The organism is Solilutibacter silvestris, from assembly GCF_002895945.1.
GTDB classification, from domain to species: domain Bacteria; phylum Pseudomonadota; class Gammaproteobacteria; order Xanthomonadales; family Xanthomonadaceae; genus Solilutibacter; species Solilutibacter silvestris.
This window is the reverse complement of record NZ_NPZB01000002.1, coordinates 1,079,669-1,105,254: the sequence shown is the minus strand read 5'-3', so window position 1 is coordinate 1,105,254 and position 25,586 is coordinate 1,079,669. Positions and strand designations below refer to the sequence as shown.

24 protein-coding genes, 9 tRNA genes and 1 other RNA gene are annotated in these 25,586 nt (G+C 64.6%); 22 read left to right on the top strand and 12 right to left on the bottom strand.

The genetic code is table 11. The annotated features are described in order from the left end of the window. Nucleotides 1-48 precede the first annotated feature (48 nt). The 4 genes from Lysil_RS12725 to Lysil_RS12710 all read left to right on the top strand — a co-directional run bounded on the left by Lysil_RS12725 (nucleotide 49) and on the right by Lysil_RS12710 (nucleotide 458). Nucleotides 49-125: transfer RNA gene (locus Lysil_RS12725), tRNA-Pro, on the top strand. Between the two features lie 20 nt (nucleotides 126-145). Then, nucleotides 146-222: transfer RNA gene (locus tag Lysil_RS12720), tRNA-Arg, on the top strand. Nucleotides 223-251: 29 nt separating this feature from the next. Beyond that, nucleotides 252-328 (top strand) — tRNA-His (locus Lysil_RS12715). Between the two features lie 54 nt (nucleotides 329-382). After that, nucleotides 383-458, top strand: a tRNA-Lys gene (locus tag Lysil_RS12710). A 44-nt stretch (nucleotides 459-502) separates the two neighbouring features. On the opposite strand, the gene Lysil_RS12705 is transcribed toward Lysil_RS12710, so the two are convergent. Then, a tRNA-Leu gene (locus tag Lysil_RS12705) sits at nucleotides 503-587 on the bottom strand. A gap of 213 nt (nucleotides 588-800) precedes the next feature. On the opposite strand from Lysil_RS12705, the gene tig reads away from it, so the two are divergent. The 8 genes from tig (at nucleotide 801) to Lysil_RS12665 (ending at nucleotide 9,684) form a co-directional block, all read left to right on the top strand. Beyond that, nucleotides 801-2,102, top strand: coding sequence for a trigger factor (tig, locus tag Lysil_RS12700; RefSeq protein WP_103075899.1), 1,302 nt, complete (start codon nucleotides 801-803; stop codon nucleotides 2,100-2,102). A gap of 67 nt (nucleotides 2,103-2,169) precedes the next feature. Next, nucleotides 2,170-2,796, top strand: a complete 627-nt coding sequence (gene clpP, locus Lysil_RS12695; protein WP_103075898.1) for an ATP-dependent Clp endopeptidase proteolytic subunit ClpP — start codon at nucleotides 2,170-2,172, stop codon at nucleotides 2,794-2,796. A 125-nt stretch (nucleotides 2,797-2,921) separates the two neighbouring features. Beyond that, nucleotides 2,922-4,220: an ATP-dependent Clp protease ATP-binding subunit ClpX gene (gene clpX, locus Lysil_RS12690; protein WP_103075897.1), complete on the top strand. Its 1,299-nt coding sequence runs from the start codon at nucleotides 2,922-2,924 to the stop codon at nucleotides 4,218-4,220. Nucleotides 4,221-4,394: 174 nt separating this feature from the next. After that, entirely contained in the window at nucleotides 4,395-6,875 is a 2,481-nt protein-coding gene (lon, locus tag Lysil_RS12685; RefSeq protein WP_103075896.1) for an endopeptidase La, read from the top strand. A gap of 208 nt (nucleotides 6,876-7,083) precedes the next feature. Next, entirely contained in the window at nucleotides 7,084-7,356 is a 273-nt protein-coding gene (locus Lysil_RS12680) for an HU family DNA-binding protein (protein WP_103075895.1), read from the top strand. Between the two features lie 8 nt (nucleotides 7,357-7,364). Further along, nucleotides 7,365-7,439 (top strand) — tRNA-Val (locus Lysil_RS12675). Nucleotides 7,440-7,538: 99 nt separating this feature from the next. Beyond that, nucleotides 7,539-7,615 (top strand) — tRNA-Asp (locus Lysil_RS12670). Nucleotides 7,616-7,713: 98 nt separating this feature from the next. Continuing rightward, nucleotides 7,714-9,684, top strand: a complete 1,971-nt coding sequence (locus Lysil_RS12665; RefSeq protein WP_103075894.1) for a SurA N-terminal domain-containing protein — start codon at nucleotides 7,714-7,716, stop codon at nucleotides 9,682-9,684. 76 nt (nucleotides 9,685-9,760) lie between these two features. Here the strand turns inward: Lysil_RS12665 and Lysil_RS12660 are convergent, their stop codons facing one another. The 3 genes from Lysil_RS12660 to gloB form a co-directional block, all read right to left on the bottom strand. Continuing rightward, entirely contained in the window at nucleotides 9,761-10,546 is a 786-nt protein-coding gene (locus Lysil_RS12660; protein WP_103075893.1) for an enoyl-ACP reductase FabI, read from the bottom strand. A 75-nt stretch (nucleotides 10,547-10,621) separates the two neighbouring features. Further along, entirely contained in the window at nucleotides 10,622-11,329 is a 708-nt protein-coding gene (locus Lysil_RS12655) for a lytic transglycosylase domain-containing protein (protein WP_129588440.1), read from the bottom strand. Then, nucleotides 11,326-12,084 carry a hydroxyacylglutathione hydrolase gene (gloB, locus tag Lysil_RS12650; RefSeq protein ID WP_103075891.1) on the bottom strand — a complete coding sequence of 253 codons (759 nt, stop codon included), beginning with the start codon at nucleotides 12,082-12,084 and terminating at the stop codon, nucleotides 11,326-11,328. The genes Lysil_RS12655 and gloB overlap by 4 nt, the downstream gene beginning before the upstream one ends. Before the next feature lie 12 nt (nucleotides 12,085-12,096). Here gloB and Lysil_RS12645 point away from each other — a divergent pair, with 12 nt between their 5' ends. From Lysil_RS12645 to dnaQ, 3 genes are read left to right on the top strand one after another with little or no spacing between them, the layout of a single operon-like run. Then, nucleotides 12,097-12,753: a class I SAM-dependent methyltransferase gene (locus Lysil_RS12645; protein WP_103075890.1), complete on the top strand. Its 657-nt coding sequence runs from the start codon at nucleotides 12,097-12,099 to the stop codon at nucleotides 12,751-12,753. A gap of 5 nt (nucleotides 12,754-12,758) precedes the next feature. Continuing rightward, on the top strand, nucleotides 12,759-13,205 hold the full coding sequence (rnhA, locus tag Lysil_RS12640) for a ribonuclease HI (RefSeq protein WP_103076063.1): 447 nt from the start codon (nucleotides 12,759-12,761) through the stop codon (nucleotides 13,203-13,205). After that, complete coding sequence (dnaQ, locus tag Lysil_RS12635; RefSeq protein ID WP_103075889.1) at nucleotides 13,205-13,912, top strand: DNA polymerase III subunit epsilon; 708 nt, start codon at nucleotides 13,205-13,207, stop codon at nucleotides 13,910-13,912. The genes rnhA and dnaQ overlap by 1 nt, the downstream gene beginning before the upstream one ends. 6 nt (nucleotides 13,913-13,918) lie before the next feature. Here the strand turns inward: dnaQ and Lysil_RS12630 are convergent, their stop codons facing one another. After that, nucleotides 13,919-14,626, bottom strand: coding sequence for a PP2C family protein-serine/threonine phosphatase (locus Lysil_RS12630; RefSeq protein WP_103075888.1), 708 nt, complete (start codon nucleotides 14,624-14,626; stop codon nucleotides 13,919-13,921). A 241-nt stretch (nucleotides 14,627-14,867) separates the two neighbouring features. Beyond that, a tRNA-Ser gene (locus Lysil_RS12625) sits at nucleotides 14,868-14,958 on the bottom strand. Nucleotides 14,959-15,026: 68 nt separating this feature from the next. On the opposite strand from Lysil_RS12625, the gene Lysil_RS12620 reads away from it, so the two are divergent. Then, the gene (locus Lysil_RS12620; protein WP_103075887.1) at nucleotides 15,027-15,437 is read left to right on the top strand and encodes a DUF6165 family protein; all 411 of its coding nucleotides are present in this window, start codon (nucleotides 15,027-15,029) and stop codon (nucleotides 15,435-15,437) included. Here Lysil_RS12620 and Lysil_RS12615 read toward each other — a convergent pair. Then, on the bottom strand, nucleotides 15,410-16,486 hold the full coding sequence (locus Lysil_RS12615) for a glycosyltransferase family 9 protein (protein ID WP_103075886.1): 1,077 nt from the start codon (nucleotides 16,484-16,486) through the stop codon (nucleotides 15,410-15,412). The two genes, Lysil_RS12620 and Lysil_RS12615, sit on opposite strands and share 28 nt — an antisense overlap. A gap of 26 nt (nucleotides 16,487-16,512) precedes the next feature. Between Lysil_RS12615 and Lysil_RS12610 the strand changes: the two genes are divergently transcribed. Together Lysil_RS12610 and Lysil_RS12605 are read left to right on the top strand one after the other, a co-directional pair. After that, complete coding sequence (locus tag Lysil_RS12610) at nucleotides 16,513-17,241, top strand: 3-deoxy-D-manno-octulosonic acid kinase (RefSeq protein WP_165782493.1); 729 nt, start codon at nucleotides 16,513-16,515, stop codon at nucleotides 17,239-17,241. Next, complete coding sequence (locus tag Lysil_RS12605; RefSeq protein ID WP_103075884.1) at nucleotides 17,238-17,978, top strand: MBL fold metallo-hydrolase; 741 nt, start codon at nucleotides 17,238-17,240, stop codon at nucleotides 17,976-17,978. The genes Lysil_RS12610 and Lysil_RS12605 overlap by 4 nt, the downstream gene beginning before the upstream one ends. Nucleotides 17,979-17,985: 7 nt before the next feature. Here Lysil_RS12605 and ffs read toward each other — a convergent pair. The 4 genes from ffs to Lysil_RS12585 all read right to left on the bottom strand — a co-directional run bounded on the left by ffs (nucleotide 17,986) and on the right by Lysil_RS12585 (nucleotide 20,092). Next, nucleotides 17,986-18,082, bottom strand: an RNA gene (ffs, locus tag Lysil_RS12600) — signal recognition particle sRNA small type. 57 nt (nucleotides 18,083-18,139) lie between these two features. Beyond that, nucleotides 18,140-19,264, bottom strand: coding sequence for an inorganic phosphate transporter (locus Lysil_RS12595; RefSeq protein WP_103075883.1), 1,125 nt, complete (start codon nucleotides 19,262-19,264; stop codon nucleotides 18,140-18,142). Nucleotides 19,265-19,274: 10 nt separating this feature from the next. Further along, the gene (locus Lysil_RS12590; RefSeq protein ID WP_103075882.1) at nucleotides 19,275-19,901 is read right to left on the bottom strand and encodes a DUF47 domain-containing protein; all 627 of its coding nucleotides are present in this window, start codon (nucleotides 19,899-19,901) and stop codon (nucleotides 19,275-19,277) included. 98 nt (nucleotides 19,902-19,999) lie between these two features. Beyond that, a tRNA-Ser gene (locus tag Lysil_RS12585) sits at nucleotides 20,000-20,092 on the bottom strand. A 96-nt stretch (nucleotides 20,093-20,188) separates the two neighbouring features. On the opposite strand from Lysil_RS12585, the gene dnaX reads away from it, so the two are divergent. From dnaX to Lysil_RS12565, 4 genes are read left to right on the top strand one after another with little or no spacing between them, the layout of a single operon-like run. Beyond that, the gene (dnaX, locus tag Lysil_RS12580; RefSeq protein WP_103075881.1) at nucleotides 20,189-21,952 is read left to right on the top strand and encodes a DNA polymerase III subunit gamma/tau; all 1,764 of its coding nucleotides are present in this window, start codon (nucleotides 20,189-20,191) and stop codon (nucleotides 21,950-21,952) included. Nucleotides 21,953-21,955: 3 nt separating this feature from the next. Beyond that, on the top strand, nucleotides 21,956-22,282 hold the full coding sequence (locus Lysil_RS12575) for a YbaB/EbfC family nucleoid-associated protein (RefSeq protein WP_103075880.1): 327 nt from the start codon (nucleotides 21,956-21,958) through the stop codon (nucleotides 22,280-22,282). 21 nt (nucleotides 22,283-22,303) lie between these two features. Continuing rightward, nucleotides 22,304-22,903, top strand: coding sequence for a recombination mediator RecR (gene recR / locus Lysil_RS12570; protein WP_103075879.1), 600 nt, complete (start codon nucleotides 22,304-22,306; stop codon nucleotides 22,901-22,903). A 3-nt stretch (nucleotides 22,904-22,906) separates the two neighbouring features. Next, the gene (locus Lysil_RS12565; protein ID WP_103075878.1) at nucleotides 22,907-23,257 is read left to right on the top strand and encodes a histidine triad nucleotide-binding protein; all 351 of its coding nucleotides are present in this window, start codon (nucleotides 22,907-22,909) and stop codon (nucleotides 23,255-23,257) included. Between the two features lie 411 nt (nucleotides 23,258-23,668). On the opposite strand, the gene Lysil_RS12560 is transcribed toward Lysil_RS12565, so the two are convergent. Further along, nucleotides 23,669-25,585, bottom strand: a complete 1,917-nt coding sequence (locus Lysil_RS12560; protein ID WP_425477178.1) for a transglutaminase TgpA family protein — start codon at nucleotides 25,583-25,585, stop codon at nucleotides 23,669-23,671. Between the last annotated feature and the right edge of the window lies 1 nt (nucleotide 25,586).

Below are 25,586 nucleotides of genomic sequence, written 5' to 3'. Positions count from 1 at the left end.
GTTATGCAGGGACCGCAGGGCGGGCAGGAAGAACGGGTTCTCTCTCGTCGGGGTATAGCGCAGTCTGGTAGCGCGCCTGCTTTGGGAGCAGGATGTCGGGGGTTCGAATCCCTCTACCCCGACCACTTCCGCTTCCGTTTCCTCTGCGCCCGTAGCTCAACCGGATAGAGCACCGGCCTTCTAAGCCGGTGGTTGCAGGTTCGATTCCTGCCGGGCGCGCCAATCGCGAACGTGACGTTCCAGTTTCAATGGTGGCTGTAGTTCAGTTGGTTAGAGCACCGGATTGTGATTCCGGATGTCGGGGGTTCGAGTCCCCTCAGCCACCCCATTTTCCATCGTGGTATTTGCACGTGTTCGCACATGCAGTATCATTTGCAGTTCGGGGCTGTTAGCTCAGTTGGTAGAGCAGTTGACTCTTAATCAATAGGTCGAAGGTTCGAATCCTTCACAGCCCACCAAACAAGAAACACCCAGCCAATAGCTGGGTGTTTTCTTTTGTGGGTGGTGCGAAAGCCGGGACTCGAACCCGGACGCCTTGCGGCACTGGTACCTAAAACCAGGGCGTCTACCAATTCCGCCACTTTCGCAATGGAGCGAAGTGTAACGAGCCCGCGAGCCAATGCCCAATTTCAAAGTGCCCAGCGAGCGCTGGCGAGCATGGAACTGCAAAGGCGAGTTTTTTGGCCGACTGGCAGGATCGGCGAAAATCGGCGAAAATCCCCGGCTTGCCCTCGCGCCGCGCGGGCTCCGAACAACCTACAACGTCAGGCCGCAGGACAACGCGGCAAGCAGGAGCGTCCATGCAAGTCTCGATCGAATCCACCGGCAATCTGGGCCGTCGCGTCACTTTCAAGGTGCCGAGTACCGATTTCAACGACAAGGTGGGTTCACGCCTGCGCGAAATCGCGCGCGACGCCCGCATCAAGGGCTTTCGCCCGGGCAAGGTGCCGGCCAGCGTGATCGACAACCGCTACGGCGAGCAGATCCGCGGCGAGATCCTTGACGGCATGCTCCGCGAAGGCTTCGGCAAGGCCGTGGAAGGCCAGGACCTGCGCATCGCCGGCAATCCGCGCATCGTCCCGAACAGCGATGTGGCGGGCGAGGGCGAACTGGCCTACGTCGCCGATTTCGAGCTGGTTCCGGATTTCGGCACCATCGAGGCCGGCAAGCTCAACGTGATCCGCAACACCGCGGAAGTCACCGAGGAAGACATCGACCGCATGGTCGACAACCTGCGCGCACAGCGCCAGAGCTGGTCGCCGGTATTGCGCGCCGCCAAGGGCGGCGACCTGGTCGACGTCGAGATGAGCAGCGAGGTCGATGGCCAGCGCATGCCGCCGCAGGGCGTCGAATCGGCATCGACGGTGCTGGGTTCCGCGCAGATGCTGCCGGCGCTGGAAAGCGGGCTGGAAGGCTTGGCCACCGGTGAGGAAAAGGACATCGAGATCGCATTCCCGGCCGATTGGCGCATCGAATCGCTGGCCGGCAAGACCGCCAAGGTCCACGCCAAGGTGACCCAGGTCGCCGAAGCGACGTTGCCCGAGATCGACCAGGCCTTCATCCGCAGCTTCGGCGTGCGCAGCGGCGAGATGGAACAGTTCCGTCGCGACATCCGCCAGAACCTCGAGCGCGAGCTCAAGGGCGCGCTGATGTACCGCTTGCGTCGCGAAGTGGGCGAAGCACTGGTGACGGCCTACGCCGGCACCGAACTGCCGCCGCGCCTGGTGCAGGAAGAAGCACAGGCGATGGCCAATGCCGATGCCGAGCAGGCGCGCCAGAACGGCGCCCAGGTGGTCGAAGCCGCACCCGGCCCGTACGCCGAGGCCGCCCGCAAGCGCGTGCTGGTGGGGCTGCTGGTGGGTGAGATCGCCCGCCAGAACAAGCTGAGCCTCGATTCCAACCGTCTGGTCGAAACCCTGCGCCTGATCGCCTCCACCTACGAGGAGCCGCAACAGGTCATTGATTTGTACCGCAACGATCCCCAACTCATGCAGGGTCTGCAGAACCGCGTGATGGAAGAGCAGGTGATCGACTGGATCGCCGGGCAGGCCCAGCACACGGAACAGGCAATGTCCTTCCAGGACGCCATCCGCGCCGAATGATCAGCCAAGGCTGATCGTTGCCTTTGCTAAGGTCACGGGTCGCGTCACCACACATCGGAGCTCGAGCATGTCGATTCCCGCAACTTCCCTGAACCTTGTGCCCATGGTGGTCGAACAGACCAGCCGTGGCGAGCGCGCCTATGACATCTATTCGCGCCTGCTCAAGGAACGGGTGATCTTCCTGGTCGGCCCGATCGACGACAACGTCGCCAACTTGGTGGTGGCGCAGCTGCTGTTCCTCGAAGCGGAAAACCCCGAGAAGGACATCAGCCTGTACATCAACTCGCCGGGTGGCGTGGTCACCGCCGGCATGTCGATCTACGACACCATGCAGTTCATCAAGCCGGACGTCTCCACCATCTGCGTGGGCCAGGCGGCGTCGATGGGCGCGGTGCTGCTGGCGGCGGGCGCGGCGGGCAAGCGCTATGCCCTGCCGAATTCTCGGGTGATGATCCACCAGCCACTGGGCGGCGCCCAGGGCCAGGCGGCCGACATCGAGATCCAGGCGCGCGAGATCCTGACGCTGCGCCAGCGCTTGAACGAGATCCTCGCCAAGCACACCGGGCAGTCGATGGAAACCATCGGCCACGACACCGACCGCGACAATTTCAAGGACGCCGAGGCCGCCCGCGCCTATGGCCTGATCGACCAGGTGCTGGCACGCCGTCCCGACGAGACCATCCAGGCCGCGTGACCGGGTCGGAGAATCGCCGCAAGCCATTGATTCAAAAGAGTGTTTGATCCGGTGCCCACGACAGCTGGGCGCTTGGTCTTATGCTATCTTCCGGGAGAGCCACTCTCCCAAGCTCAGGACAGGGAATGACAGACGACCGCAGCACCCGCACGACCGACAGTTCGAAGATCCTGTACTGCTCGTTTTGCGGCAAGAGCCAGCACGAAGTCCGCAAGCTCATCGCCGGTCCCAGCGTGTACATCTGCGACGAGTGCGTCGAGCTGTGCAACGACATCATCCGCGAGGAGCTGGAGCAGAAATCCGACTCCACCCGCAGTGCGTTGCCGAAGCCGCAGGAAATCCTCGAGGTCCTCGACCAGTACGTGATCGGCCAGTCGCGCGCCAAGAAGACGCTCGCGGTCGCGGTGTACAACCACTACAAGCGCATCGAGAGCCGGCAGAAATCGGACGAGATCGAACTGGCGAAATCGAACATCCTGCTGGTCGGGCCGACCGGTTCGGGCAAGACGTTGCTGGCGGAAACGCTGGCGCGCCTGCTCAACGTGCCGTTCACCATGGCCGATGCCACCACGCTCACCGAAGCCGGCTACGTCGGCGAGGACGTGGAAAACATCATCCAGAAGCTGCTGCAGAAATGCGACTACGACGTCGACAAGGCGCAGCACGGCATCGTCTACATCGATGAAATCGACAAGATCTCGCGCAAGAGCGAAAACCCGTCGATCACCCGCGACGTCTCCGGCGAAGGCGTGCAGCAGGCGCTGCTCAAGCTGATCGAAGGCACCGTTGCCAGCATTCCGCCACAGGGTGGCCGCAAGCATCCGCAGCAGGAATTCCTGCAGGTCGATACTCGCAACATCCTGTTCATCGTCGGTGGCGCGTTCGCCGGGCTGGACAAGATCATCCAGCAGCGCACCACCGAAGGCGGCGGCATCGGTTTCAGCGCCAAGGTGAAGTCGTCCGAGCGCAAGGCCGATACCGGCAAGGTGCTGGCGGATGTCGAACCGGAAGACCTGATCAAGTTCGGCCTGATCCCGGAATTCGTCGGTCGCCTGCCGGTGGTCGCGACGCTGGAAGAGCTCGACGAACCGGCGCTGGTCAAGATTCTCTCCGAGCCGAAGAACGCCATCACCAAGCAGTTCCGCAAACTGTTCGAGATGGAAGGCGTTGAGCTGGAGTTCCGTCCGGAAGCGTTGGCTGCGATCGCCCGCAAGGCGCTCAAGCGCAAGACCGGCGCGCGCGGATTGCGCACGATCGTCGAATCGGTGCTGCTCGACACGATGTACGACCTGCCGTCGCTGCAGGGCGTGAGCAAGGTGGTGGTGGACGAATCGGTGATCGACAACAGGACGCCGCCGTTCATGATCTACGACACCGCGGCACCAAGCGCGCAGCCGCCGCAGAAGATCGCTGCAGCCGAATAAGCGGCATCTTCCCTTGGTGATGACGGGCCGGCCACTGCGCCGGCCCGTTTGCGTCTGGATGAATGGAATCCGCAGGTGAATCCACGGGAAAAAGCGTGGTGGCGTCCCTTGCAAATGCCGGGAACGTGCCGCACCTTGCTAGGAAGCAATCCATGCCGTAGCGGAGCACGATAAATGACTGACCAGACGACCCCGACCGCCAGCACCAGCAGCCTGCCCGAGGGCGACCTGCCGGTCTTGCCGCTGCGCGACGTGGTGGTGTTCCCGCACATGGTGATCCCGCTGTTCGTGGGCCGCGAGAAATCGATCAAGGCGCTGGAAGTGGCGATGGAAGGCGACAAGCGCATCCTGCTGGTGGCGCAGACCTCGCCCGATATCGACGATCCGGCGCAGGGCGATCTTTATTCGGTTGGCGCGCTGGCGCAGGTGCTGCAATTGCTCAAGCTGCCCGATGGCACCATCAAGGTGCTGGTCGAAGGCACCGAGCGCGTCGGTGTCGCGCAGGTGCAGGCGCACGATGGCGCGCTCTACGGCATCGCGCAGGAGCTGCCGGCGTCGCCGGAGCGTGATCCCCAGGAAGTCGAGGCGCTCAGTCGCTCGCTCACCGGGTTGTTCGAGCAGTACCTCAAGACCAATCGCAAGCTGCCGCCGGAGTTGATGCAGACGCTGCAGACGCTGGACGATCCCGCGCGCATCGCCGACAGCATCGCCGCGCATTTGGCGGTGCGCCTGGCCGACAAGCAGAAATTGCTGGAAACCGTCGATGTCGGCGAGCGCCTGGAGCAGCTGATCGGCCTCGTCGATGGCGAGCTCGACGTCCAGCAGCTGGAGAAGAAGATCCGCGGCCGCGTCAAGTCGCAGATGGAAAAGAGCCAGCGCGAGTACTACCTCAACGAGCAGATGAAGGCGATCCAGAAGGAACTTGGCGAGGGCGAGGAAGGTGCCGGCGGCAACGAACTCGACGTGCTCGGCAAGAAGATCGCCGATGCCGGCATGCCCAAGGCGGTGGAAACCAAGGCCAAGGCCGAATACGCCAAGTTGCGGCAGATGTCGCCGATGTCCGCGGAAGCGGGCGTGGTGCGCAACTACCTCGACTGGCTGCTCGGCGTGCCGTGGAAGAAGCGTTCGAAAGTGCGCAAGGACCTGAAGGTCGCGCAGGACGTCCTCGACGCCGACCACTTCGGCCTCGACAAGGTGAAGGAACGCATCCTCGAATATCTCGCGGTGCAATCGCGCGTGTCGAAGATGAAGGGCCCGATCCTGTGCCTGGTCGGGCCACCGGGCGTCGGCAAGACCTCGCTCGGCCAGAGCATCGCCAAGGCCACCAATCGCAAGTTCGTGCGCATGGCGCTGGGCGGCGTGCGCGACGAGGCCGAGATCCGCGGCCATCGCCGTACCTATGTCGGCTCGATGCCGGGCCGCATCGTCCAGAACCTCAACAAGGTCGGCGCGAAGAATCCGCTCTTCGTGCTCGATGAAATCGACAAGATGGCGATGGACTTCCGCGGCGATCCTTCGGCGGCGTTGCTGGAAGTGCTCGATCCCGAGCAGAACCACATCTTCAACGACCATTATCTCGAGGTCGATCTCGATCTCTCCGAAGTGATGTTCATCGCCACTTCCAATTCGATGAACATCCCCGGTCCGTTGCTCGATCGCATGGAGGTGATCCGCATCCCCGGTTACACCGAGGAAGAAAAGCTCAACATCGCCATGCGCTACCTCGTGCCCAAGCAGATGAAGGCCAACGGCCTGCGCGAGGGCGAATTGTCGATCGAGGACAGCGCGGTGCGCGACATCATCCGCTACTACACCCGCGAGTCCGGCGTGCGCAACCTCGAACGCGAAGTCGCACGGATCTGCCGCAAGGTGGTCAAGGACATCGCGCTGGCCGGTCCGCAACCGCAGAAGGGCAAGCGCAAGCCGAAGACCGTGGTGGTCAATGCGGCCAACCTCGACAAATACCTGAGCGTGCGTCGTTTCGATTACGGCCAGGCCGAAGCCGAGAACGAGATCGGCATGGTCACCGGGCTGGCATGGACCGAAGTTGGTGGCGACCTGCTGCAGATCGAAGTGGCGCTGGTGCCGGGCAAGGGCGGGATGATCCTGACCGGCCAGCTCGGCGACGTGATGAAGGAATCGGCGTCGGCGGCGTTGTCGGTGGTGCGTTCGCGCGCCGAGCGCCTCGGCATCGAACACGACTTCCTGCAGAAGTTCGACATCCACCTGCACGTGCCCGATGGCGCGACGCCCAAGGACGGCCCGAGCGCGGGCGCGGCGATGACGACGGCGCTGGTGTCGTCGCTGACCAAGATCCCGGTGCGCGCCGACGTTGCGATGACCGGTGAGATCACCCTGCGCGGGCGCGTCACCGCGATCGGCGGCCTGAAGGAGAAGCTGCTGGCGGCGCTGCGTGGCGGCATCAAGACCGTGCTGATCCCCGACGAGAACCGCAAGGACCTGGTCGATCTGCCGAAATCGGTGACCGAGGGCATGAAGATCGTGCCGGTGAAGTGGATCGACGAGGTGCTGGACCTGGCGCTGGAACGGCCGATCGCGCGGCTCGAAACCGCCAGCGCCGAGGCCACGATCCCGGTTCCGGTGTCCACGCGCCGTCGCCGCGAGCCGGCCAAGGAGCGCGGCGTCAAGCACTGATTTGGCTGAATGGCGCCCCCGCGCCGCCGTGCCTGCCATACACTGGTGCGGTTGCGGAAGCGCGGAAGCGGCTGGTATAACGGCCCGGCCTGATCCGGGCGAACGCATCCCGTTCCGGGATTTTCCGTTTTCGCCTTACGGCCACCTGCGGTGGCCCGACTGGCTTTCCATGATCGATTCGATCGATCCCCCACAGTTAGGAGTACTCATGAACAAAGGTGAATTCATCGATGCCGTGGCCGTTGCGGCCGGTCTGTCCAAGATGGACGCGACGCGCGCCGTCGACGGCGTGATCTCGGTGGTCGGCAGCACGCTGAAGAAGGGTGATGCCGTGACGCTGGTCGGCTTCGGCACCTTCGAAGTGCGCGCCCGCGCCGCGCGCCAGGGCCGCAACCCGAAGACCGGCGAAACCATCGATATTCCCGCCGCAAAAGTTCCAGCCTTCAAGGCCGGCAAGGCGCTGAAGGATCAGGTGAGCTGATCCACAACGGGCGCTTAGCTCAGCGGTAGAGCGTCTCCTTTACACGGAGAGGGTCGGGGGTTCGAAACCCTCAGCGCCCACCACTTCGACACCCGGCCACGTGCCGGGTGTCTTCGTTTTGGAATTTCGTGTTGCCGATGCTTGCGCATTCATTCGCGTCACGTTATTCTTTCCAACTCAACGGAGCGGTAGTTCAGCTGGTTAGAATGCTGGCCTGTCACGCCGGAGGTCGCGGGTTCGAGTCCCGTCCGCTCCGCCAGAACGAGAACACAGAAGGTGCCGAAAGGCGCCTTTTGTTTTGCCCGGACATTTGCATCGCGTTACACTTCGCGGTCGGCTGAAACCAAGACCCCATCGATGCTGCAAGCACTGCGTGACAAGACCGCCCGCTGGATCGCCCCGACCATCCTCGGGTTGCTGATCATTCCATTTGCACTGTTCGGCATCGAACAGTACGTCGGTGGCCGCAACGACACCTACGTCGCGCGCATCCAGGCGCCGCCGACGTGGTGGAAGTCGGCGCCATCGTTCTGGCCGCTGTCCAAGCTGTGGACGACCGACGACATCAGCCAGCAGGATTTCCGCCAGCAGTTCGACCAGATGCGCCAGCAGCAGCGCCAGAGCCTGGGCGATGCCTTCGACAGCCAGCAATTCGAGAGCGCCGACAACAAGCGCAAGGTGCTGGACCAGATGATCGACGTGCGCGTGATGCTGCTGGCCACCAGCCGCAACGGCATCAGCGTCTCCGATGCCTCGGTCCAGAAGACCATCAATGCGATCCCGAACTTCCAGGTCAACGGCAAGTTCGACCTGGCAACCTACCAGCGCACGCTGGCCACGCTGCAACCGCCGACGACACCGGAAGTGTTCGAAGCGCAGATCCGCGATGGCTTGCGCCGCGAGGCACTCGCCGGACGCATCGCGCTCAGTGATTTCGTGACGCCGGCCGAAGCCAGTCGCCTGACCAACGCATTGACCGAACAGCGCGAAGTGCAGATCGTCGCCATTCCCGCCGCCGTGGACACCTCGCCGGTGAGCGATGCCGAGGCCAAGGCGTGGTATGACGCCCACGGCGCGCAGTACATGCAGCCGGTGCAGGCGACCTTCGAGGTCGTCGATGGCGATCCCGCGAAGATCACCTCGTCGACGATCGATGAAGCGCAGTTGCGCAAGCAGTACGACACCGACAAGGCCAAGTACGTCGCTGGCAATCAGCGCCTGGCATCGCACATCCTGGTCGCCGTCGCCAAGGACGCCAAGCCGGAAGTGGTCGCTGCAGCCAAGGCCAAGGCCGAGCAGCTGGACGAACAGGCGAAGGCGCCCGGCGCGGATTTCGCCGCGTTGGCCAAGGCCAATTCCGACGATACCGGCTCGAAGGCCAAGGGCGGCGATCTCGGCTGGGTCGCGCAGGACGGCAGCATGGTCAAGCCGTTCGAGGATGCGCTGTTCGCGACGCCGAAGGGCGCCATCAGCGCACCGGTGCGTTCCGCTTTCGGCTTCCACATCATCCAGGTGCGCGACATCAAGGAAGGCAAGGTCACCACGTTCGAGGAAGCGCGTCCCGAAATCGAGAAAGCGCTGGCCAAGACCGCCGGCGCGAAGGCGCTCAATACGTCGATGGGCGTGCTGGCCGACGAGGCCTACAAGAATCCCGCCAGCTTCGCCGCGACCGCGGTGGCGCAGAAGCTGCCGTTCGAGAAGATTGGCCCGGTCGTGCCGGCAGCGGTGCAGGGCATTCTCGCCGAGCCGCAGGTGCGCCGCGTGGCGTTCTCGGACAACCTGCTGAAGAACAAGGGCGTGAGCGATCCGATCACCATCACGCCGGGTCACTCGGTGATGGTGCATGTGGTCGACTACACCCCCGCGCGCCAGCGCCCGCTGGTCGAAGTACATGACCAGGTGATCGCCGACGTGCGCGCCGATCGCGCCAGCAAGGCCGCCGCCGCGCGCGCCGATGCGATGATCAAGGCGATTGCCGCTGGACAGACGATGGCGCAGGTCGCCGCGGCGCAATCGCTGGCGGTGCAGCCAGCCGCGACGCTGCCGCGCGGCAATGTGCCGACGCCGGCGGTCAACAAGGCGATTTTCTCGATCGCGCGTCCGGGCGCCGGCAAGCAAAGCGCCGGCAAGGTGCAGCTGCCGGATGGCGGCTGGGCAGTGTTCGCGGTGAGTGCGGTGAAGCCGGGCGATCCTGCGGCGTTCCCGCCGGAAGCGCGCGCCGGGCTGATGCAGCAGATCGCCCAGGCCAATGGCCAAGCGTCGGCGGACGGCTACGTCAAGGCAACGCGCAAGTTGTTCAAGGTCACCGTCGCCGAAGATCGTCTCTGATCTTCGCGTCGCGAGTGGCCACAAAAAAGCCCGGCATTGCCGGGCTTTTTCTTTCGTGCGTGAGTGAAGCAGGAACTCATTCGATCCCGCTCATCCCCATGATGTTGTAGCCGGAATCGACATAGGTGATTTCACCGGTGATGCCGCGCGCGAGATCCGAGCACAGGAATGCCGCGGTGTTGCCGACATCCTCGATGGTGATTGCGCGACGCAGCGGCGCGACCGCTTCGAACGCCGTGAGCATCTTGCGGAAGTTGGCGACGCCGGAGGCGGCCAGCGTGCGGATCGGGCCGGCCGAGATCGCATTGACGCGGGTGCCTTCCGGACCGACGCTCATCGCCATGTAGCGCACCGTCGCTTCCAGGCTGGCCTTGGCCACGCCCATGGTGTTGTAGTTGGCGAGCGCGCGTTCCGCACCGAGATAGCTCAGGGTGAGGATGGCGCCGTTGCGGCCCTTCATCAGCGGACGCGCGGCCTTGCCCAGCGCGGCCAGCGAATAGGCGCTGATGTCGTGGGCGATGTGATAGTTCTCGCGGGTGATGCCGTCGAGGAAATCGCCTTCGATCGCTTCGCGTGGCGCGAAGGCGATGCAATGGACGAGGATGTCGAGGCCGTCCCAGTGCTGGCCCAGTTGCGCGAAGCACTCGTTGATCTGGCCGTCATCGGCGACATCGAGCGGCAGCACCAGCTTGGCGCCGTATTCGGCGGCGGCGTCTTCCACGCGCGATTTCAGCTTCTCGTTCTGGTAGGTGAGGACGAGCTCGGCGCCCTCGCGATGCATGGCCTCGGCGATGCCGGTGGCGATCGAACGCTGGCTGGCGATGCCGGTGATGAGTGCGCGTTTGCCCTGCAGGAACCCCATGGATGACACCTGTGTCGCGTGGAAAGTGGACAGTGTGCCGCGCGCGGGGCCCGCCGTCACCCTTCGCCGGCGTAGCTAGCCTTTCGGCTCGCGCAGGACCCTGGGCAGTTGCAGGCGTGGCAGCGTGCGCTGCAGGGGCGCCTTCCAGCGATCGCTGTCGCCGTGGCCGAGGATGTCGCAGGCGATGGCGTGGATCTTGTCGGGATAGATGCGGGTGATGAAGGACAGGCCGGCGCCGCCACGGCGTTGGGCGATGCGCATGCGGCCATCGCCGGCGTTGTAGGCCATCACCGTGGTGCGCCAGTTGCCGCCGAACTGCCGATGCAGCGTCTTGAGATAGGTCAACGCGGCGCGGGTCGAGGCTTCCATCGACATGCGATCGTCGCGACCACCACCGACATGCAGGCCATGCGAGCGCGCGGTGGCGGCGGTGAATTGCCACAGCCCTGCTGGCCCATCGCCGCTGCGCTGGTCGGGTTCGTAGTGACTTTCGACAAAGGGAATCATGGCGTACTCGCTGGGCAGACCCGCGGCGATGATGCGGGTCAACACATAGTCGAAGCGGCCGAGTGCAGGATCGCGCGGATCGATCAGCCGGCGCACGTACGGTGCGTAGTGGCGGCGCCAGGTCGCGGAGGCGTCCGCACATTCGGGCGAGCCGAGGTGCGACTGGAACTGCGTCAGCACGGCTTGGCCGGTGGTTGTTTCGGGTTCAATCGCTGGCAATGCCGGGCTGGTGGCAAGCGCCAGCGCGAGCACGATACCTCGTCGAGGCAGCGTCACCGGAAGTCATCCTTCCAGCTACGCAGCGCGGCGAATGCCTCGACACGATCTGCAGGCGAATGGCCCAGCCGCTGTTCCAGCATCGATCGGATCTCCGGGGCATCGCTGCGCAGGAACGGATTGCAGGCGCGTTCCGAGGCGATGGTCGTAGGCAGCGTCGGCTCGCCGCGGCCGCGCAATGCCGCGACATCCTCCACCCTTCGTTGCAAGGCTGCGTTGGCGGGATCGACCGCCAGCGCGAAACGCGCGTTCGACGCGGTGTATTCGTGGGTGCAGCAAACGGTGGTATCGCCGGGCAGGGCGGCCAGGCGATCGAGCGAGGCCAGCATCTGCGCCGGGGTGCCTTCGAACAGTCGACCGCAGCCGAGGCTGAACAGCGTATCTCCGCAAAACAGCAGTTGGTCCGTGGAATAGGCGATATGGCTCAGCGTGTGTCCGGGCACGGCGAGCACATCGAAGCGCCACGGTCCGATCTCCACCACATCACCCTCAGTCACGCGATGTGTGGCGATCGCAATGCGCGGGTCGTCGGGCGCGAAGATCGGCACGTCGGGCCAGCGCGCATGGAGTTCCGGCAGGCCGTCGATGTGATCCCAATGGTGGTGGGTGATCAGGATTGCGTTCGGTCTTGCATCGCCCAAACGCGCGAGTACCGGTGCGGCATCGCCCGGATCAACCACGATGCTCGATTCCCCATCCTGCAGGAACCAGATGTAGTTGTCTTGGTAGGCGGGGATCGGTTCGAGTCGTGCCATACACTAGTCACCATGCCCAGCCTGCTGCCACGCCGTCAACCCGATCTGCCCGCGCGCGACTGGTTCGAGAGCGCCCACGGGCAGGTGGTGCTGGCCTGCGAATGGCCCTTGCTGGACGCCGCCGGACACGAACGCCCGGGCCTGCCGTGGCTGTGCATCGCGCCGACCGAGCGGCCCACCGAGTTGGACAATCGCCATCTGGTCTGGCTGCAGGTGGACGGAGGCGATGCGCTCGCGGGCGATGTCGCCTGCGCAACGGGACGCTGGCCGCTGGCGAGTGAATCGGTCGGGACCATCGTCCTGCAACACGCCGGCGACTGTGGTTTGGCGTGGGACGAGGCCCTGGTCGAAGCCGCACGCGTGCTGGTGCCGGGTGGACGGCTGTGGCTGTTCGGCCTGAACCCTTTGTCCCCGTATCGACGTTATTGGTGGCGCCAAGGCATCACTGATGCTGAACCGTTCACCTGGCGTCGTCGCCTGCGCCGTCACGGCTTCGCGCCCGACGCGGTGGCCGAAGGCATCGGACCGGCATGGAATCCGCAGCGCATCGCCGCGATGCAGACCGGTGCCGGCGCGCGCGCGGCCTACCGTTTGTGTGCCGAAAAACGTTCCATCCCGTTCACCGTGACTCGCGCCCGCGCGCCCAGCCCGACGCTGACACTGGCATGAGTGTGGTGAAGCGGATCGAGGCGCATACCGATGGCGCCTGTCTCGGCAATCCTGGTCCCGGCGGCTGGGCGGCGTTGTTACGCTACGGCGCCCACGAACGGGAAGTGCATGGCGGCGAGGCGCAGACCACCAACAACCGCATGGAATTGATGGCGGCGATCCGCGCGCTGGAAGCATTGACCGAGCCATGCGAGGTCATCCTGCACACCGACTCCCGTTACGTGCAGCAGGGCATTTCCGAATGGCTGGTGGGTTGGCGTCGGCGCGGCTGGAAAACCGCCGGTGGCGATCCGGTGAAGAACCAGGACCTGTGGCAACGATTGGACGAAGCGCGATCGCGCCACAAGGTCGAATGGAAATGGGTGAAGGGCCACGCCGGCGATCCCGACAATGAACGCGTCGATGTGCTGGCGCGCGACGAAGCGATCAAAATGAAAGAGGCGATGGTCTGATGCGCCAGATCATACTCGATACCGAAACCACCGGTCTGGAATGGAAGATCGGCAATCGCGTGGTGGAAATCGGTTGCGTGGAATTGCTGGAACGGCGGCCGAGCGGGCGCACCTTCCACGTCTACATCAATCCGCAACGCGAGTTCGAGCCGGGCGCGCAGGAAGTCACCGGGCTCACGCTCGACTTTCTCTCCGACAAACCGCTGTTCGCCGACATCATCGACGACTTCCTCGCTTTCATCGACGGCGCCGAGCTGGTAATCCACAACGCCGCGTTCGACGTCGGCTTCCTCGACAATGAACTGTCGCTGGCAGGCGACAGTTACGGAAAGTTGGGGGATCGCGCCAGCATCCTCGACACCCTTGCAATGGCGCGGCAGAAGTATCCGGGCCAGCGCAATTCGCTGGATGCGTTGTGCCGTCGCCTCGGTGTCGACAATTCGCATCGCCAGTTGCACGGCGCCCTGCTCGATGCCCAGTTGCTGGCCGAAGCCTATCTGGCGATGACGTCGGGGCAGGGCGAGATCGGCTTCGATGCTTCGACGGACAACGCGAGCGACGTGCCGGTGATGTCATGGCTGCCGAGCGGCGATGCCGGAGCGCGTCCGCGCGTGGCGATCTCGCCTGCCGATGTCGCGGCCCACGCCGCACGCATGGCGGCGATCGCGAAGAAGGCGCAGGACGGCCGGGTGCTGTGGCCGCAATGAGCGGCGTCAGCTGTTGCGGATCAACACGGCGGTGACATTGTCCGAACCGCCGCCATCGAGCGCTGCGGCGACCAGCGTATCCACCGTTTCCTGGGCGCTGCACTCGACGTTGGCGAGGATGCGCGCGATCGCCTGATCGTCGACATGCTCGGTCAGGCCATCGCTGCATAGCAGGAGTTGCGCGCCCTTGGCGAAATCGCCGGCGATGTGTTCGATGTTGAGTTGCGACGGATCGGTGACGCCCAGCGCCTGCGTCACCATCTTGCGCTGTGGATGGGTGCGCGCCTCGTCGCGGGTCAGGATGCCCTGGATGACCAGTTCCTCGACATGGCTATGGTCCTGGGTGAGCTGGAGCAATCCCTGGCCAGCGCGCCACAGATAGGCGCGACTGTCGCCGACCCAGGCCACATCGAAACGATCGTTGCGGATGATCGTCGCGACCACGGTGGTGCCCATCGGCAGCGCCTCGGCGCGGCGACGCGACGCGCGCACGATGTCCTCGCCGGCGATGCGCACGGCCTGCACCAGCGGCGTGCCATCGCGCACCTCGCGCAGCACTGCGTCACGCGCCAGCGCGCTGGCGATTTCGCCGAAGTCGTGGCCGCCGATGCCATCGGCCACCAGCCACAGGCCCAGCGCTCCTTCGCCGTGGTAGGTGTCCTCGTTGAGACTGCGCCGAAGCCCGGGGTGGGTCAGATGGCCGAATTCGTACATGCAGGCATGATCGCGGGCGCTGGCGATGATTACAACCCGTTGTGCGAAATGCGAAATGCGAAATGCGAAGGCCCCATGAGAGGGAGGGATAGATTCGCGCCATCCATGGCGCTCACCCCTGCGGGGCAGCCTTCGGCTGTCCACATCGGCAGTCCTGCCGATGTGTCGAACCCAAGAGAGTTCTCACCAATCCCGCACCACGCAATAACAAAAAACGCCCCAGAGGGGCGCTTTTTGTTATTGGCGGAGAGGGAGGGATTCGAACCCTCGGTACGCTATAAACGTACGCCTGATTTCGAGTCAGGTACATTCGACCACTCTGCCACCTCTCCGAATTGGGTGCAGCGAGCCGGTTATGATACGGCTCCCTCGCACTTGCGGCAACCTGCCGGAGCCAATGATGTCTGAATTGCTCGTCCCCGTGTCCTATGGCGAATTGCTCGACAAGATCGCGATCCTGCAGATCAAGTCCGAGCGCATGAGCGATCCGGCCAAGCTGGCCAATGTCCGCAACGAGCTTGTGGCTGCCGAGCGCACCTGGGCGGCACATCCGGCCTCGGCGCAGGACATCGCGGTGTTGCGCGCCGAACTCAAGGCCGTCAACGAGCGCCTGTGGGTGATCGAGGACGATATCCGCCTGAAGGAGAAGGCGCAGGCCTTCGACGCCGAGTTCATCAAGCTGGCGCGCAGCGTGTATTTCGAGAACGACACCCGCGCGAAGATCAAGAAGGACATCAACCTGGCGCTGGGCTCGACCTATGTCGAGGAGAAGTCGTATCAGGATTACGGCAGCGGTTCCGGCGCTGCCTGATCGCTGACATAGCGTTCGAACGCCGCGATCGCATCGTCCACGGTCACCAGGTCCATCACGCCTTCGCGTTCGATCTTGGTGCCCCATTTGAGTTCGGCCGCCGGCTTGCCGAGAAATTTGCGGGCGGCGTCATCGTAGCGATCGACGCAATAGCGACGGTCGGAATACGGGCCGCTGCGCGCCGGATTGCTGGCCGCATGCAGGCCCAGCACCTTGGCGCCCATCGCGTTGGCGATATGCATCGGACCCGAGTCGGGCGTCATCACCAGGTCGGCGCGAGCGAGCAGGGCGGGTAGCTGTTTCAGCGTGTCCTTGCCGATCAGGTCGAGCGCCGGATGTTTCATCGCCGCAAGGATGGCGTCGCCGGTGGTGCGTTCGAGTTCGCTGCGGCCACCGCATAGCACCACCTTCCAGCCGCGTTCGACGGCGTGATCGGCCACTGCGGCGTAGCGATCATTGCGCCAGTTGCGCACCACATGGCTGGAGCATGGCGAGATCATCAGCACGCGGCGGCCGTCGTCGTCCCATTGCGCGCGCGCCCATTCGTGCGCTTCCGCTGGAACCGGTAGATCCCACACTACTTCGGTCTGCTGCAATCCCAGCGGTTCGCAGAAACTGCCGATGGCATCGAGGACATGGATGCCGGGACGATCGGCGATGCGCGCGTTGATGAACAGTCCGTGCAGGTCCTTGGAGCGCGAACGGTCGTAGCCGACGCGCAGCTTCGCCGGCACGAAGGCCGACAGGAGATTGGAGCGGGCGGCGACCTGCATCTGAAGCAATGTGTCGAAGCCGCCAGGGTGCAGTTGTCGCAGTTTGCGTCCGAGTGTGCGCATGCCGGCAAAACCACTGGACTTGTCGTATTCGACGAACTCCACGCCTTCGAGTCCGGCCAGCAGTTTGTGTTCGCCCTTGCCGATGATCCAGGTCAGCGCGATGTCCGGCCACGCCTGGCGCAAGGTGCGCACCAGCGGCACGACGTGGGTGACATCGCCCAGGGCAGACAGGCGCAGCAGGCAGAGGTGGCGGGGCGGCGATGATGGACGCACGACGTTGCTAGACTCGCGGCATGGCGATGGCGCATCAAATTACCACGGCTTCAAGTGACGCTCCGGCGATGCTGGGCGCGACCGCCATGCCACAGCCACAGGCATGGTGGTTCGATCCCGCATCTCCGCAACTTTCGGCGACGCCGGTGCAATCGGGCGGACGCGGCAGCGCGTGGTTCGTGCATGGGCCGTTCGGCGATGGCGTGTTGCGGCATTACCGCCGCGGCGGTGCGATGGCGAAATTGAGCCGCGATCGTTATCTGTGGGGCGGCGAGGCGCGGGTGCGCAGTGTCGCCGAATTTCGCCTGCTGGAAGCATTGCAGTCGCGCGGTCTGCCGGCACCGGCGCCGATCGCGGCGGCCTACTGGCGCGCAGGGGCGTGGTATCGCGCGGCGATCATCGTGGCGAAGATCGCCGATGCGCGCACGCTGGCGTCCACGATCGTTGCCGGCATGGGTGACGAACCGGGTTGGCACGCGGCGGGTGCGATGATCGCGCGCTTCCATGCCGCCGGCCTCGAACATGGCGATCTCAACGCCCACAACATCCTGTTCGATGGCAACGACAAGCCGTGGCTGATCGATTTCGACAAGAGCCACCTGCATGCGACGCTTGATCGACGCAAGGCCGAAGCCAACCTGGCGCGGCTGGAACGTTCGATTCGCAAGGTTGGTGGCGGACAATCGCAGGCCTACCTGCAGCGCGTGATCGCGGCGTTGCGCGCGGGTTACCGCACACACGGAGACATTGCATGAGCTGGTCACTGCGTTTCCACGGTGTCGGCAACGCGTCGGCGGCGGGCCAACTTGGTTCGGCGATGGCGACCATCGAGCGCGATGGCAAGCCGTGGCTGACCATCGACTGCGGTGCCGAAGGTCTCGACCATTACCTCGCGACATATGGCGAGTATCCGAAGTCGCTCTTCATCACCCATACCCATCTCGATCACGTCGGCGGCTTCGAGCGATTGTTCGTCGGTGCATGGTTCGATGAGGCATTGCGCGGCGGCGTGCGGGTGTATTGCCCGGCCAGCGTGGTGCCGCTGCTGCATCAGCGCGTCGGCGATTACCCGAATGCATTGGCCGAGGGCGGCGTCAATTTCTGGGAAGCGTTCCGACTGGTTCCGGTCGGCGAACGCTTCTGGCACGACGAGTTGCATCTAGAAACATTCGCGGTGCGCCATCACTGGCCGAAGTCGGCCTACGGATTGCGTCTGCCGGGCAGCGTGGTGTGGACCGGCGATACCCGGCCGATTCCCGAAGTGTTGAGGGTGGTGGCGGATCGTGGCGAGGTGATCGCCCACGATTGCGGATTGGCCGGCAATCCCTCGCATACCGGCTTCGATGATTTCCTGCGCGAATACGACGCGGCAACGCGGGCGCGCTGCGTGCTCTATCACTATGGTTCGCCGGCAGAGGCGCGGATCATGCGCGAGCAGGGTGCGCGCGTCGCCGAACCGGGCGAAGTGATCGCGTTGCCATCGCCCAAATAAGGTGGCGGCCCCGCCAACGATCCTCGGCGCACGCGTCATTCAATACCGTTGCTGCCTTCCGGCCCTGGCGGGATTTTCGAACTAGCGTCGCGAGGGGCCGACGGGGCCACCATGGAAATATGCGGGGTGCGAACTCCGCAGCCGCGCAGTTTAGCAGATCGTCAGGCCCAGCCAAGCCCTTCGGCGATGCGGAACATCAGCCACGACATGCCACCAGCCGCCGGAATAGTGAGGATCCACGCCCAGACGATGCGTTCGATCACGGTGAGTTTGAGCGCGCGTGGATTCTTGCCGAAGCCCACGCCCATGATTGCAGTGGAGATGCTGTGCGTGGTCGACACCGGCATGCCGAAATGCGCGGCGGTGAGCAGGATGGTGGCCGAGGCGGTTTCGGCGGCGAAGCCGTCGATCGGCTGCAACTTCACCATCTTGTGGCCGAGCGTCTTGATGATGCGCCAACCACCGGTTGCGGTGCCGGCGGCCATGATCAGTGCGCAGGTCGCGATGATCCAGCTGTCGATGTGCGAATTGTCGCTGCTCGACGGATGCAGGAACGACAGCCATTGCGGCAGGGCATCGAGCGTGCCCGCGGCCTGCGCACCGAACAGCGCCAGCGCGATGATGCCCATGGTCTTCTGCGCGTCATTGCTGCCGTGTGCAAAACCCATGTAGGCCGCGGAAACGAGCTGTGCCTTGCCGAAGAAGGCATTGACCCAGCGCGGTCGCGCGAAGCGCGCGAATGGGCCGCCAGCGCGATGCAGTGCGGCGATGATCGCGTAGAGGAGGGCGAGGATCAGCACGCCGAGCACGAAGCCCGCGATCGGCGACGACACCATCGGCAGTAGCACCTTCCACAATATGCCCTTGTTGGTGGTCCAGCCGCCATCGCCGGCGTGCGACCACATCAACGCATGCCAGTTGCCGTGTGATGACGCCAGCACCGCGCCGCAGAGGCCGCCAATCAGCGTGTGTGACGACGATGACGGCAGGCCGAGCCACCAGGTGATCAGGTTCCAGCTGATGCCGCCGAGCAGCGCGCAGAGAATGACTTGCGACGTAACCTGGGCGACATGGGTGTCGATCAGGCCGGACGAGATCGTCTTGGCGACCGCAGTGCCGAAGAACGCGCCGACCAGATTCATCGCGGCGGCGAGCATCACCGCCTTGCCCGGCGTCAGCACCTTGGTCGCGACCACCGTCGCGATGGAATTGGCGGTGTCGTGGAAACCGTTGATGAATTCGAACACCAACGCGGCGAAGATCACCAGCAGCAACAAGGCCAGCATCGTGGTTGCCTCAGGAGTTCTTCAGCACGATCTGGTATGCGACCACGCCGGCTTCGCGGCAGCGGTCGATCGCCTTCTCGAGGATTTCGAAGAATTCCTTGAGCAGGAACATTTCGCTGGCGTCGAGGCGGCCGGAATAGATGTCGCGGTGGAGTTCGAGGATCAGGCGATCGGCTTCGGCTTCAAGCGCGCGCAGGCGCTCGTTGAGCTTGCTCATTTCCTCGAGGTCCATGTGGTGCAACCCGCGCACCATCTGCACCACGACGCCGGCGGCCTGTTCCAGCATGGCGGCGCGCGGAGCGAAATCGATCCCGTCCAGCCGGTGCTGGGCCAGCGCGTAGCGATCGGCGAAACGCTCGACCTGCTTGGGGATCTTGTACAGCGCCGAACTCAGGGACTCGATGTCCTCGCGCTCGATCGGGGTGATGAAGCTGTCCACCAGCGCGTGGTTGATCTTGTCCGAGGCGACGCGCTCACGCTGGCGAGCCAGCTTGAAGGCATCCAGCGCAGGGTTGCCCACCGGGTTCTTCAGCAGCTGGTACAGCGCCTTGGTGCTCTCGTGCGCGGCATCGGCCGCTTCGTCCAGCAAATCGAAGAACTGTTTGCCGGAACCGAAGATCGTCTGGAGGGAGAACATGTGGGGCGTGTCTCGTGGGCCGTTGCAGGCGAATGTGGCGATTTTGCTACAGATCGCCCCCATACGCGAAAGCCCCCTTGCGGGGGCCTTGGCGTATCTGGCGGAGAGAGGGGGATTCGAACCCCCGAAGCGCGGTTTAGACGCTTACACACTTTCCAGGCGTGCTCCTTCAACCACTCGGACACCTCTCCGTGCGAGCCGGGCATTGTACCCGTCAGGGGCGGGGCAGGCAAAACGCCGGGCCATCCGATCACGGCAAGCGACCCGGCTCGTGGCAAAATCAGCGGATGAGCTATCTCGTCCTTGCACGCAAATGGCGCCCCAAGCGGTTTTCCGAACTGGTGGGCCAGGAACACGTGGTGCGCGCGCTCACCAACGCGCTGGATTCCGGTCGCGTCCATCACGCCTTCCTGTTCACCGGAACGCGCGGCGTCGGCAAGACCACCATCGCGCGCATCTTCGCCAAGTCGCTGAACTGCGAGCAGGGCAGTTCCGCCGAGCCGTGCGGGGAATGCGCGACCTGCCGCGATATCGACTCCGGCCGCTACATCGACCTGCTGGAAATCGACGCCGCCTCGAACACCGGCGTCGATGACGTCCGCGAGTTGATCGACAACGCGCAGTACATGCCGTCGCGCGGTCGGGTGAAGGTCTACCTGATCGACGAAGTGCACATGCTGTCGAAATCGGCCTTCAATGCCTTGTTGAAGACGCTGGAGGAGCCGCCGGGACACGTGAAGTTCCTGCTCGCCACCACCGATCCGCAGAAGCTGCCGGTGACGGTTTTGTCGCGTTGCCTGCAGTTCAACCTCAAGCGCCTCGACCTGCAGCAGATCGATGGCCAGATGCGCAAGATCCTCGCTGCGGAAGAGATCACGTTCGAGGATGGCGCGATCCGGCAGTTGACCAAGGCCGCCGATGGCAGCCTGCGCGATGGGCTGTCGCTGCTCGACCAGGCGATCGCCTATACCGGCGGCCAGCTCGGCGATGCCGCGGTCGCGACGATGCTCGGCAGTGTCGATCACGCGCGGATTGGCGCCTTGCTGGATGCCTTGTCGGCGAACGATGGCGAACGGGTGATGACGGAAACTTCTGCATTGGCCGAGTTTTCGCCGGACTGGGCGCATGTGCTGGATGCACTGGCCGATGCGCTGCATCGCGTGCAGGTGCGGCAGCTGGTGCCGAACGCCGAAGTGGCTGCCGATGGCGTCGACATCGAAACGCTTGCGGGATCGACGCGGCCCGAACTGGTGCAGCTGTGGTACCAGATGGCGTTGAACGGGCGTCGCGATCTTGCCTATGCGCCGAGTCCGCGCGCCGGTTTCGAGATGACCCTGCTGCGCATGCTGGCGTTCCGTCCGAACCAGGGCGCGCAGGCACAGGCGCCAGCGACGGGCGCAGCGAACAACGCGACAACTGCAGCGGCGCCGGCACTATCTCCATCTGCCGCGCCATCGGCACGTGCGGCCTCGCCATCGGGCGCCGAGGCTGCGCGCGCGGCCTTGCGCGAATCAATGGCGACACTGCCATCGCCGCCACCGCTGCGCGCGCCAACGCCCGCACCCGTGCGTGAAGCGGCATCTCCCCCGCCACAACGCACGGCCAGCATCGAGACTGCGCCACCCGCGCAAGCGGCGGCAGCGCCCGCGACCGCAACCATGCAAGCGCAGGATTGGCCGGATTTCGTGGTGAAGGCGCCGCTGCGTGGTGCCGTGCGCGAAATGGCGGCCCATGCGGTGCTGTTGCGTCATGTCGGCGACCAATTGGTGTTGGGCCTGCCGCCGAATCTCGATCACCTCAATCGTCCGCAGATGGTGAGCCAGCTCGCCGAGCAGCTCGCGCCGGTGCTGGGCTATGTACCACGCGTGCAGATCGAAATCGTGCAGGATGCGCCGGCCGATTCGCTGCGCCAGCGTGCAAGTCGTGAACGCGATGCGCGCCAGCAGGCCGCGGAAGCCGCGTTCATGGGCGATCCCGATGTGCAGAAGCTGGTGGCGCGCGGTGCCCGCGTGGTGCCCGATTCCATTCGACCTTACGAAGACCAGGAGTGAACGATGCGCGGCAATCTTGCCCAATTGATGCAACAGGCGCAGAAGATGCAGGAAAGCATGCAGCGCGCCCAGGACGAACTGGCGCAGATCGAAGTCGTCGGCAACGCCGGTGGCGGACTGGTGAGCGTGACGATGACCGGCAAGATGGAGTGCCGCAAGGTACGCATCGATGCCTCGGCGCTGGCCGATCATGAAATGGCGGAAGACCTGATCGCCGCTGCGGTCAACGACGCGGTGAACAAGGCCAACGAAGTGACGCGCGAGAAAATGAGCGCCGCCGCGACGGGGCTGCCGCTGCCGCCGGGCATGAGCCTGCCGGGTTTTGGTTGATCGGCATCGGTTGATCATTCCTTGAGTAGCGGATTGCTGGAACAGTTGATCGACGCGCTGCGGGTGCTGCCCGGGGTGGGGCAGAAAAGTGCGCAACGCATGGCCTACCACGTGCTGGAACGCGATCGCGATGGCGGTCAACGCCTGTCGGAGGCCTTGGCGTCCGCGGTGGAGCGCATCGGGCATTGCAAGCGTTGTCGCGATTTCAGCGAAACCGAACTGTGCGCGACCTGTGCCAGCGCATCGCGCGACGGCCACCAGTTGTGCGCGATCGAGTCGCCAGCGGATCGTCTGGCGATCGAGCAGGCGACCGGGTATCGCGGCCTGTATTTCGTGCTGCAGGGACGGCTGAGTCCGCTCGATGGCATCGGCCCGCGCGAGCTCGGGCTGGACCAGCTCGCGGATCGCCTGGGCGAAGGCGAGGTGCGGGAACTCATCATCGCCACCAATCCGACGGTGGAAGGCGATGCGACTGCGCACTATCTGGCGCAGATCGCACGCAAGCACGCGGTTCGACCGAGCCGCCTGGCGCATGGTCTGCCGTTGGGTGGCGAACTGGAATACATCGATCGCGGCACATTGGCGCATGCCTTCGGCAGTCGCGCGGAAATCACGGAGTAGCGCATGTCCGAGACCATTTTCAGCAAGATCATGCGGCGGGAAATCCCGGCCGATATCGTCTATGAGGACGACGACATGATCGCGTTCCGCGACATCGCGCCGCAGGCGCCGGTGCACGTGCTGTTCGTGCCCAAGCGCGATTACGCCACGCTCAACGATGTTCCCGCTGATGCGTCGGAAGTCATCGGAAAGCTGGCGGTCGCCGCGGCGTCATACGCGAAGCGCGAGGGCTTCGACCAGTCGGGATATCGCATCGTGATGAACTGCAATGGCGACGCCGGGCAGACGGTGTTCCAGATTCATCTGCATCTGCTGGCGGGTGCGCCGTTGGGACGGTTCGGAACGAAGGGGTGATCGCACGTGCTGGCTGGCGTGTTGCCCAAATCCTTTCGAATGCTGCGAGGAACCTGCCTTCTCGCGCCCGGCGTGCGCTCGCTTGGGTGGCCCTATTGCCGACACGCCGTGAATACGTCCATGTAGGCTCAGCCGCCGCATCCATGCGGCGGAATGGTCGGCCATAGGGACCCACCGCGCAGGCGCTGCCGGGCGGGGAGCGTTTCGTCGCTGCGATGGATTAACAACGCGCGCGTGCTGTTGCTCTTTCGCGAGCCGCCACAACACGCGCGCGGCCAGTGGGCGGTCTGCCCGATGCGCGGGCATACGAGGCAGGATGCCGAGTCGAGCCTCCATGGATGGATTCACGGCGTCCCGCGCATTGGGTCTGCCGCCTACGCCAGCCAGCGCGTGCGAGGCTTTCCGGACACGTCACGGTCGATGCGAACGTAACGCGCGAATCAACGAGCGGCGTTCACCATCATCCATCGCATAACGCGTGGTATTGAATCGTGCGACCAGCGACGACAGGTCGGATGCCTGCTGCGGTCGCGCCGTCTGCACGCGTCGCAGCCAGTCATCAGCAGTCTCGTGCGCCTCACGCGCCAGTCCGAGTGTCGCGTAGCGCCGATTCACCCCGCGCCACGCCCGCAATAGCGGATCGCGTTCGCGCTCACCGCGCGCCAACCACCACGTTGTGATGGCCAGCGCGATGCCGGCCGCGATCGCGAACAACACGATCAGCATCGACGGCGACAGATGGTCGATGCCGAAGCGACTGAACATCGTCGCCTGGCGATTGGCGTTGAAACCGAGCACGAAGTCGTTCCAGCCGCGCCGCAGGTCGTCGCCGATATTCCAGACGGATCGGACGTCGATGAGACCGCCGAACGCACGACCCGGCATGCGATCGGCGAGGGTGTCGTAGATGCGTTCCGGTGCGACCGCCGCGGTGGGATCGATGCGCGTCCAGCCGCGTCTGGCCAGCCACACTTCGGCCCAGGCGTGCGCATCGGAATTGCGGATCACCCAGTAATCACCGACCGGATTGTGGTAGCCGCCGGCGTAACCGATCACCACGCGCGCAGGAATGCCGGCGCCGCGCATCAACACCACGAAGGCACTGCTGAATTGCTGGCAATAACCGGTGCGGCCCTGGAACAGGAAGTCGTCGATCCAGTCGCGTCCGGGCTCGGGCACGGTCAGCGAATAGGCGAAATCCTTGCGGATCATGTCGAGCGCGCGGCTGATGATCGCGACATCATCGCTGCCGGCTTCCCTGCGCCATTGCCGCCCCAATGCCAGCGTGCGCGGATTGCGATTCGGCAATGCCAGGTTGGCGCGACGTTCGCTCGCGTCCAGCGCGGGATCGAAGCGCTGTACCGGCGCGGCCTGCAACTGCCAGCGCGTGAGTCCGGTCAGTGGCGCGATCGAACGCAGGCTAGCATCGCGGCCGGATTGCGCGCCGTCCGGTGTCGTCGTGGTGAATTCGAGTGTCGCCAGCAGGCGCTGGTCGCTGGGTTCGACATCCAGCGTGTAGCGCCAGCGTGTCGGTGCCAGTGATAGTTTCGGGGCAGCGAGGGGTGATGGCGTTGGTCGCCACGTGCTGCCATCGAAATCGTCCAGCGTCATCGCCCGCCAATACATTTCCTGCGGACGCGGCGCAGTTCCCTCGAAGCGCGCGCGCATCGCCGGGCTGTCATCGTTCAACGCATCCATCCAGCGATCGGGTGTCATCGATTCGCTCAGTCCGGGCTTGGACACCGCACGATCCGGCAATCCCCACAGTGGCGAGGCGAGACGCGGGAACAGCCAGAACGCGGCGAGCACCAGCGGCAGCGCCAGCAACAGCAATTTTCCCGCGGCGCGCAATGAATCGAAAGGCGACCAGCCGGCGAGATCGATGCCGGCGTCGAGATCGGAAAGTCGCAACAACGTGGCCAACGCGGCGGCGACCGCGAGGGCGCCGAGCAGCAGCGACAACGGCCCCTGGTCGAGCAGGTAGGTGGCGAACGGCGCGAACAATCCGTAGGCAACCAGGCTGCGGGCGTCGCGCACGTTGGCGGTTTCGGTCGGCTTGAGCGCCAGCATCATCGCCAGCAAGGCGCAACCGGTATCGCGGCCGATGCGTCGATAGACCGAGAACACCGCGATCGCCAGTGTCAGCGCCAACGCGATCCGCACCAGCGCGGGCAAGCGTCCGCGCGTCGACAACGCCATGCTCAGCAAGGCGACGCCACCGACCGCGATCGCCACCAGCGGTTGCAATTGCAGCAGCAACGGCAGCAACAACAATGCCGTGGCCGCGTACAGCCAGCGCCGGGTGGTGGCATCGAGCGTGGTCGTGATG

Coding starts and splice junctions, on each gene's coding strand:
- tig (WP_103075899.1), top strand. CDS start 801: ATGCAAGTCTCGATCGAATCCACCGGCAATCTGGGCCGTCGCGTCACT.
- clpP (WP_103075898.1), top strand. CDS start 2,170: ATGTCGATTCCCGCAACTTCCCTGAACCTTGTGCCCATGGTGGTCGAA.
- clpX (WP_103075897.1), top strand. CDS start 2,922: ATGACAGACGACCGCAGCACCCGCACGACCGACAGTTCGAAGATCCTG.
- lon (WP_103075896.1), top strand. CDS start 4,395: ATGACTGACCAGACGACCCCGACCGCCAGCACCAGCAGCCTGCCCGAG.
- Lysil_RS12680 (WP_103075895.1), top strand. CDS start 7,084: ATGAACAAAGGTGAATTCATCGATGCCGTGGCCGTTGCGGCCGGTCTG.
- Lysil_RS12665 (WP_103075894.1), top strand. CDS start 7,714: ATGCTGCAAGCACTGCGTGACAAGACCGCCCGCTGGATCGCCCCGACC.
- Lysil_RS12660 (WP_103075893.1), bottom strand. CDS start 10,546: ATGGGGTTCCTGCAGGGCAAACGCGCACTCATCACCGGCATCGCCAGC.
- gloB (WP_103075891.1), bottom strand. CDS start 12,084: ATGGCACGACTCGAACCGATCCCCGCCTACCAAGACAACTACATCTGG.
- Lysil_RS12645 (WP_103075890.1), top strand. CDS start 12,097: ATGCCCAGCCTGCTGCCACGCCGTCAACCCGATCTGCCCGCGCGCGAC.
- dnaQ (WP_103075889.1), top strand. CDS start 13,205: ATGCGCCAGATCATACTCGATACCGAAACCACCGGTCTGGAATGGAAG.
- Lysil_RS12630 (WP_103075888.1), bottom strand. CDS start 14,626: ATGTACGAATTCGGCCATCTGACCCACCCCGGGCTTCGGCGCAGTCTC.
- Lysil_RS12620 (WP_103075887.1), top strand. CDS start 15,027: ATGTCTGAATTGCTCGTCCCCGTGTCCTATGGCGAATTGCTCGACAAG.
- Lysil_RS12610 (WP_165782493.1), top strand. CDS start 16,513: ATGGCGCATCAAATTACCACGGCTTCAAGTGACGCTCCGGCGATGCTG.
- Lysil_RS12605 (WP_103075884.1), top strand. CDS start 17,238: ATGAGCTGGTCACTGCGTTTCCACGGTGTCGGCAACGCGTCGGCGGCG.
- Lysil_RS12595 (WP_103075883.1), bottom strand. CDS start 19,264: ATGCTGGCCTTGTTGCTGCTGGTGATCTTCGCCGCGTTGGTGTTCGAA.
- Lysil_RS12590 (WP_103075882.1), bottom strand. CDS start 19,901: ATGTTCTCCCTCCAGACGATCTTCGGTTCCGGCAAACAGTTCTTCGAT.
- dnaX (WP_103075881.1), top strand. CDS start 20,189: ATGAGCTATCTCGTCCTTGCACGCAAATGGCGCCCCAAGCGGTTTTCC.
- Lysil_RS12575 (WP_103075880.1), top strand. CDS start 21,956: ATGCGCGGCAATCTTGCCCAATTGATGCAACAGGCGCAGAAGATGCAG.
- Lysil_RS12565 (WP_103075878.1), top strand. CDS start 22,907: ATGTCCGAGACCATTTTCAGCAAGATCATGCGGCGGGAAATCCCGGCC.